This is a genomic window from Mycobacterium sp. E3298 (genome assembly GCF_001666895.1).
In the GTDB taxonomy this organism is placed as follows: domain Bacteria; phylum Actinomycetota; class Actinomycetes; order Mycobacteriales; family Mycobacteriaceae; genus Mycobacterium.
In genome coordinates, this window is record NZ_LZJB01000164.1 from 1 (window position 1) to 7,701 (window position 7,701).

Genomic DNA, 7,701 nt, shown 5'->3' on the forward strand with positions numbered 1-7,701 from the left:
CTGGTCCTCGGCGGCGGAATACATCAAGGCGATCGACGACCTGCCGCTCGGCCCGAATATCGGCTCGCTCCTTGGCCGCCAACCAGGATTCATGCAGCTCCAGCCACGCCTTGCGCAGCTCTGCGGGACCAAGCTCGCGGCCCTCCGCCAGCAGCCGGCGCCGCGAGGCTGCCAGATCGCTTGCACCGCAGGCGGTTTGTGCTTCCGCTCCGGATGAGCCGGACGGGCCGGGTGGGTTAGTCATACCCTCCCGGCCCGTCCGGCCTGGTTCAACGATGTGCGACTGCGGTCAGAGGGCATCGGTTCCGCGTTCACCCGTGCGCACTCGCACAATGGTTTCCACGGGGGTGACCCAGACCTTGCCGTCACCGATCTTGCCGGTGCGCGCCGCCCGGACGATGCTGTCCACGACCTTGTCCACCAGGGAATCGTCGATCACCACCTCGATTCGCACCTTCGGCACGAAATCCACCGAGTACTCGGCACCCCGGTAAACCTCGGTGTGGCCCTTCTGCCGCCCGTACCCCTGGATTTCGCTGACCGTCATCCCCAGGACGCCCGCTTCCTCGAGGCTGGTCTTCACGTCATCGAGGGTGAACGGCTTCACGATTGCGGTGACTAGCTTCATGCCTGCTCTGCCTCCACCTTGTCGCCCACTCGATCCTCCTCCAGCCCGTTGCGGTCATCGACGGGAACACGCGCCGCCGGGAGGACGGATCCTTGCCCACCGATCGTTCCGAAATCGTACGCGCTCTCCGCGTGCTCGGACTCGTCGATGCCCGTTGATTCTTCTTCGGCGGGGACACGCAGCCCGATCGTGTACTTCAGGATCAAAGCCAGGATCAGGGTGACGATGCCGGAGTAGAACAGAACCGCGAAGGCGCCGACCGCCTGCCTTTCCAGCTGTGACCAGCCGCCGCCGTAGAACAGCCCCTTGGACACCCCGGTGACGCCGTTGATGGCGGTGCTCTCCGGCGCGGCGAGCAGCCCCACCAGCAGCGTGCCCGTCAGACCGCCGATCATGTGCACCCCGACCACGTCGAGCGAGTCGTCGAAGCCCAGCTTGAACTTCAGCCCGACCGCCAGCGCGCACACCACGCCGGCCACCAGGCCGACGACGATGGCGCCCAGCACGTTGACGGACGAGCAGGACGGTGTGATGGCCACCAGGCCCGCCACGATGCCCGACGCCGCTCCCAGCGTCGTGGGCTTCCCGTCACGGATGCGCTCGGTAAGCAGCCAGGCCAGCATGGCCGTGGCCGTGGCGACGGTGGTGGTCATGAAGGTCGCACCGGCGGAGCCGTTCGAGCTGGTCGCCGAACCGGCGTTGAACCCGAACCAGCCGAACCACAGCAAGCCGGCGCCGAGCATCACGAACGGCAGGTTGTGCGGACGGAACAGCGTCGTGGGCCAGCCCTTGCGCTTGCCCAGCACGATCGCCAGCGCAAGGCCCGCCACACCGGAGTTGATATGGACCGCGGTCCCTCCGGCGAAGTCGATGGCGTGCAGCTTGTTGTTGATCCAGCCGCCGTGCTCGGACGCGAAGCCGTCCGCCGCGAACACCCAGTGCGCGACGGGGAAGTAGACCAGCGTCGCCCACAGTCCGGAGAACACCAGCCAGGCGGTGAACTTGAGCCGGTCGGCGACCGCACCCGAGATCAGCGCGACGGTGATGATCGCGAACATCAGCTGGAAGGCCACGAAGACGGTCGCGGGCATGGTGCCTGCCAGCGGGATGTCCACCTGCGTGACGCCCTTGCTCGGGTCCGCCTTGACGGCGTTGCCGCCGATAAGCTTTGCCAGGCCCCAATAATCGGTCGGGTTGCCCACGACTCCGCCCCTGTCGTCACCGAACGACATCGAGTAGCCGTAGAGCACCCAGAGCACTGTCACGACGCCCATCGCGCTGATGCTCATCATGATCATGTTGAGCACGCTTCTGGTGCGCACCATGCCGCCGTAGAAGAACGCAAGGCCCGGCGTCATCAACAGCACAAGCGCGGAACTCGCCAACATCCAGGCGGTATCGCCGGTATCGGGTTGGCCCAATTGCGGGAATGCCACTCGCTCACCTCCGGTCAGGACATGAATGGCCGTCAGGCGACGCCTGTGACCTGATCCAGAACCTTGCGCAATGGTTGTTTCCGCAATGGGGCCACTGTGTTTCGGCGGTATTAACGTCCCGCTCGCCGTGTAAGCGGTTTCAGCCGAGCAGCGCGTCGACGAAAGCGCCCGGCTCGAACGGCGCCAGGTCGTCGGGCCCCTCCCCGAGCCCGACAAGCTTCACCGGCACGCCGAGTTCCTGTTGGACGCGGAATACGATGCCGCCCTTGGCCGTTCCGTCCAGCTTGGTCAGCACGGCGCCCGTGATCTCGACGACGTCGGCGAACACCCGCGCCTGGGCCAACCCGTTCTGTCCGATGGTGGCGTCGAGCACCAGCAGCACCTCGTCGACGGCGGCGCGTCGTGTAACCACGCGCTTGACCTTGTCGAGTTCGTCCATCAGCCCGACCTTGGTGTGCAGCCGGCCGGCGGTGTCGATGAGCACCACGTCGGCGCCTGCGGCGATGCCCTTGTCGACGGCGTCGAAAGCCACCGATGCGGGGTCGGCGCCTTCGGGCCCGCGCACCACCTCCGCGCCCACCCGGGAGGCCCAGGTCTGCAGCTGGTCGGCCGCGGCGGCCCGGAAGGTGTCGGCGGCGCCCAGCACGACGCGGCGTCCGTCGGCCACCAAGACCCGCGCCAGCTTGCCGACGGTGGTGGTCTTTCCGGTGCCGTTCACTCCGACGACCAGCAGCACCGACGGGTGGTCGGCGTGCGGCAGGGCGCGGATCGAGCGGTCCATTTCGGGGTGCAGCTCGCGGATGAGCACGTCGCGCAGGACGGCCTTCGCGTCGGCCTCGGAGCGCACGTCGCTGCCGGCCAGGCGGGCGCGCAGCTGCGTCATCACCGAATCGGTGACCACCGGGCCCAGGTCGGCGACCAGCAGGGTGTCCTCGACGTCCTGCCAGGCGTCCTCGTCGAGGTCGCCGCCGCCGATCAGGCCCAGCACGCTGCGCCCCAGCGCGTTCTGCGAGCGGGCCAGCCGGCCGCGCAGCCGCTCCAGCCGGCCCTCCGGCGGCGCGATGGCCTCGATCTCTGGGGCCTCGGGCACCTCGGGGGCCGCCGGCGGCGGCTCGGGGGGCGCTACCGGCGGCGGGGCGATCGTTTCCGGGGCCTCCGGCTCCGGGAGTTCGACCTCGGAGATCGTGCGCCGCGGCGCGTCGCGGGGAATGGTGGCGTCGTCGCCCACCGCGGGCAGGCCGGTGGTGTCGAGCCGGTCGGCCTGGGTCGTTTGGCTGAAGGTGATGCCGGACGACGCGGTGTAGCCGCCCGACCGGTCGATCGCGCCGGGCTCCGGCTTGGCCGTGAAGCTGATCCGCCGGCGGCGGTAGCGCACCAGGCCCAGGACCAGCGCGGCGATGACAACCAGGACGGCAACGACCGCGATGGCGATCCAAAGACCTTGCGACACGCTGACATTGTTTCAAGCGGGCCGGCGCTCAGGGGGCATCGGGTGTGCGTCCCGGGCGTCGAGCGTGCGTCCTGGGCGCAGAAATCGCCGAAACTCCGCCGTCAGTACCCGGTTGGGCACCCGCGCAGGGCTAGGAGGAGCTGGACACCAGCTGCTCGACCTGCTGCCCGCGCATCCGCTGCGAGATCACCGCGGTGATGCCGTCGCCCTGCATGGTCACGCCGTACAGGGCGTCGGCGACCTCCATCGTGGGCTTCTGGTGCGTGATGATGATCAGCTGCGAGCGCGCCCGGAGCAGCTCGAAGAGGCTGATCAGGCGGCGCAGGTTGGTGTCGTCGAGCGCCGCTTCCACCTCGTCCATGATGTAGAACGGCGAGGGGCGGGCGCGGAAAATGGCCACCAGCATCGCGACCGCGGTCAGCGCCTTCTCGCCACCGGACAGCAAAGACAACCGGGTGATCTTCTTGCCGGGCGGGCGCGCCTCGACCTCGATGCCGGTGGTGAGCATGTCGTCGGGATCGGTCAGCCGCAGCCGCCCCTCGCCGCCGGGGAACAGCACGGTGAAGACTTCCCGGAATTCGCGTTCCACGTCGACGAACGCGTCGCTGAACACCTGCAGGATGCGGGCGTCCACGTCGGCGACGACGTCCAGCAGATCCTTGCGGGCCGCCTTTACGTCCTCAAGCTGGGTGGACAGGAAGTTGTAGCGCTCCTCCAGCGCGGCAAACTCCTCGAGCGCCAGCGGATTGACCCGGCCCAGCTCCGCGAGCTCCCGCTCGGCGCGTTTGGCCCGCCGCTCCTGGGTGGGCCGGTCGTACGGCATCGGCGCCGGGGCGACCACCTGCTCACCGCGTTCGCGGGCCTGCTCGAACTCGGCCATCTCCAGCTCGGTGGGCGGCAGCGACACGTCCGGCCCGTACTCGGCGATCAGGTCGGCGGGCGCCATTCCGAACTGCTCGAGCACCATCTGCTCGAGCTGCTCGATGCGCATCGCGGCCTGCGCGTTGGCCACCTCGTCGCGGTGCAGCGAGTCGGTGAGCGTGGCGACCCGGGCGCTGAGCGCGTTCACCTCGTCGCGCACTGCCGCCATCGCCGTCGCCCGGCCCTGGCGTTCGGCCGCCAGCGCGTCGCGGATCTTCGATGCCGCCCCGACCACCAGGTCCAGTCGCTGCGCCAGCAGGCGTCCGGCGTCGGCCACCGCCGCGGCCACCGCGGCCGCGCGCAACCGAGCCTCGCGCGCCTGTTGGGCCCGCAGCCGCGCCTCGCGTTCCGCGGCCGCGGCGCGGCGCAGGGAATCCGCTCGCCCGCGCACCGCGTTGGCCCGCTCCTCGGCGGTGCGCACCGCCAGCCGGGCCTCCACCTCCGCGCTGCGGGCCGCCTCTGCGGCGGCGGCGATCCGCTGGCGGACCTCGGTATGGTTGGGCTCTTCGGCCTGAACGTGTTGCGTCTCTTGGGCGTTGCGCAGCCGGTTTTCCAGTTCCGTGACTTCTTGGACGGTCTGCGCGCGGCCGGCCTCGAGCTCCTCGCGCTGCCGCAACAACCTGGTCCACTCGTCTTCGGTGGTGCGGGCTTCCTGCCCGAGCCGGCCCAGCTGCTCGTACATCGCCGAGATCGCGGTGTCGGATTCGTTGAGCGCGGCCAACGCCTGCTCGGCGGAGTCCTGGCGGGCGGCCTGCTCGGTCAGCGCGCCGGACAGCGCCGCGGTCAGCTGGGCGACCTGCGATTCCGCGGTGGCCAGCTCGCTGCCGGCCTTATCGATTTCCGAGGTCACCTCGAGCGTGGACAGCTTGCGGTCGGAGCCCCCGCTCACCCAGCCGGCGCCCACCAGGTCACCGTCGAGCGTGACCGCACGCAACCGCGGACGCGCCGCCACCAGCTCGAGCGCCTGATCCAGGTCGTCGACCACCGCGACGCCCGAGAGCATCGCCGTGATGGCGCCGCGCAGCCGCGCGGGCGCCTCGATCAGGTCCAGCGCCCACAGGGCGGATCCGGGCAGCGCGTCGCGCGCCGCGGCGTCCTCGGCGGGCCAATCGCCGAGCACCAGCGCCGCCCGTCCGCCGTCCGCTTGCTTGAGCGCGGCGACCGCGGACCGGGCCGCGCCGAAGCTCTCGGCGGCCAGGGCGTCGGCCGCCGATCCCAGCACCGCGGCCAGCGCCGCCTCGTAGCCGGAGCGGACCTTGACCAGCTTGGCGATCGGCCCGAAAAGCCCTGTCCCGGCGTGGTTTTCGGTCAGCCAGGCCGCGCCGTCCTTGCGCTCCAGCCCGACCGCCAGCGCGTCGATGCGGGCCCGCAGCGAGGCCACCCGGCGTTCTGCGTCGCGCTCGGCGGCCTGCAGTTCGGCGACGCGCGCGTCGGCCAACCGAAGGGCGGCCACAGTGCGCTCGTGGTGCTCGTCGAGGCCCACCTCGCCCTGGTCGAGCTCGCCGACGCGGCCCTGCACGGTTTCGAACTCCGCCTTGGACTGCTGCGCGCGGGCGGCGGCCTGTTCGATGCGCTCGGACAGCCGGGCGACGCTGTCGTCGATGGATTCGACGCGCGCACGCATGGTCTCGACCTGACCGGCCAGCCGCGCCAGGCCTTCGCGCCGGTCCGCCTCGGCCCGCACCGCCGCCAGGTGGGCCCGATCGGCCTCGGCGGCCTCGCGCTCGCGCTCGCCCAGCTCGGCGCGCGCGGCATCGAGCCGGGTGCGTGTCTCGGCGAGTTCGGCCAGCAATTGCCGCTCGGCGACGGCGACCCGCTCGGCCTCGGCCTCCAACGCGTCGGGGTCGGTGTCGCTGGGCGGCGCCGGCTCCACGTCCAGATGATGCGCGCGTTCGCTGGCGATACGGACCGTCGCGGCCACCCGTTCGGCCAGCGCGGAGAGCCCGAACCAGGTGTGCTGCACCGATTCGGCCCGCTGCGAGAGTTCGGCGACGGCCGCCTCGTGCGCGGTGAGCTCCTCGGAAGCCACGGCCAGGCGGGCGGCGGCCTCGTCGTGCTCGCGGCGGATCGCGGCTTCCGCCTCGAAGATGGCGTCGCGCTCGGTCTGCCGGTTGACCAGGTCGTCGGCGGCCAGGCGCAACCGGGCGTCGCGCAGGTCGGCCTGGATGGTCTGGGCGCGGCGGGCCACCTCGGCCTGGCGGCCCAGCGGTTTGAGCTGGCGGCGCAGCTCGGTGGTGAGGTCGGTGAGGCGGGCCAGGTTGGCCGACATCGCGTCGAGTTTGCGGAGGGCCTTTTCCTTGCGCTTGCGGTGCTTGAGCACCCCGGCGGCCTCTTCGATGAAGGCGCGACGGTCTTCCGGTCGCGACTGCAGGATCTCGTCGAGCTTGCCCTGGCCGACGATGACGTGCATCTCACGGCCGATCCCGGAGTCGCTCAGCAGTTCCTGTACGTCCATCAAACGGCAACTGGCGCCGTTGATTTCGTATTCGCTGGCGCCGTCGCGGAACATGCGCCGGGTGATCGACACCTCGGAGTATTCGATCGGCAGCGCGTTGTCGGAGTTGTCGATGGTGACGGTGACTTCGGCGCGGCCGAGCGGGGCCCGCGACGAGGTGCCGGCGAAGATGACGTCTTCCATCTTGCCGCCGCGCAGCGTCTTCGCCCCCTGCTCCCCCATCACCCAGGCCAGGGCGTCGACGACGTTGGACTTGCCCGAACCGTTGGGCCCGACGACCGCGGTGATGCCCGGCTCGAAGCGCAGAGTCGTCGGCGAAGCGAAGGACTTGAAGCCCTTCAGCGTCAGACTCTTGAGGTACACGGCGAGCCAGACTACCGCTCGGATCGCCCGGCTCGGCCGCACCGAGGGGTGTCGGGAGGCCGGAAATGCGGCCGTTGTTCACGCCTTGCCGCACTGGTCACAGTGGCCACTTCTGTCACGCTCCGGGAGGTTGCGTCAGCGCTCGACGAACCCGTCGAAGCGTTCCCGCGGCTGCGACCAGTCGGCGACCACCTTGTCGACGCGGCCGGGCCTGGCCGGCCACGCCTGGCCGCCTTCCAGCAGCGCCAGCAGTTGCTCACCGGCCTCGCGCGGCCCCTGGGCGACCACCAGCACGCGGCCGTCGGCCTGGTTGGCCGCGTAGCCGGTGAGCCCCAACTCGAGCGCCCGGCTGCGCGTCCACCAGCGGAAGCCGACGCCCTGGACCTTCCCGTGCACCCAGGCGGTGAGCCGGACGTCAGGTTCCGACATCGGCGACCTTGAAGTTGAC

5 protein-coding genes and 1 pseudogene are annotated in these 7,701 nt (G+C 70.5%); all 6 read right to left on the reverse strand.

Annotated elements, in window-relative coordinates:
• Positions 1-70: 70 nt before the first annotated feature.
• A pseudogene (locus A9X05_RS32660) lies at positions 71-244 on the reverse strand (hypothetical protein); the annotation flags it as partial.
• A gap of 45 nt (positions 245-289) precedes the next feature.
• The gene (locus A9X05_RS07680; RefSeq protein WP_067748184.1) at positions 290-628 is read right to left on the reverse strand and encodes a P-II family nitrogen regulator; all 339 of its coding nucleotides are present in this window, start codon (positions 626-628) and stop codon (positions 290-292) included.
• On the reverse strand, positions 625-2,016 hold the full coding sequence (locus A9X05_RS07685) for an ammonium transporter (protein ID WP_067748186.1): 1,392 nt from the start codon (positions 2,014-2,016) through the stop codon (positions 625-627). Before A9X05_RS07685 ends, A9X05_RS07680 begins: the two co-directional genes overlap by 4 nt.
• Positions 2,017-2,203: 187 nt before the next feature.
• Positions 2,204-3,514 carry a signal recognition particle-docking protein FtsY gene (gene ftsY / locus A9X05_RS07690; RefSeq protein ID WP_067748189.1) on the reverse strand — a complete coding sequence of 437 codons (1,311 nt, stop codon included), beginning with the start codon at positions 3,512-3,514 and terminating at the stop codon, positions 2,204-2,206.
• Positions 3,515-3,644: 130 nt separating this feature from the next.
• On the reverse strand, positions 3,645-7,253 hold the full coding sequence (gene smc / locus A9X05_RS07695) for a chromosome segregation protein SMC (RefSeq protein WP_067780430.1): 3,609 nt from the start codon (positions 7,251-7,253) through the stop codon (positions 3,645-3,647).
• A gap of 135 nt (positions 7,254-7,388) precedes the next feature.
• Entirely contained in the window at positions 7,389-7,682 is a 294-nt protein-coding gene (locus A9X05_RS07700) for an acylphosphatase (RefSeq protein ID WP_067780433.1), read from the reverse strand.
• Positions 7,683-7,701: the final 19 nt, after the last annotated feature.

Bases quoted from the DNA above. Each gene is read 5' to 3' on its own strand.
- A9X05_RS07685 (WP_067748186.1), bottom strand. From the start codon at position 2,016: ATGTTGGCGAGTTCCGCGCTTGTGCTGTTGATGACGCCGGGCCTTGCG.
- A9X05_RS07700 (WP_067780433.1), bottom strand. From the start codon at position 7,682: ATGTCGGAACCTGACGTCCGGCTCACCGCCTGGGTGCACGGGAAGGTC.
- A9X05_RS07680 (WP_067748184.1), bottom strand. From the start codon at position 628: ATGAAGCTAGTCACCGCAATCGTGAAGCCGTTCACCCTCGATGACGTG.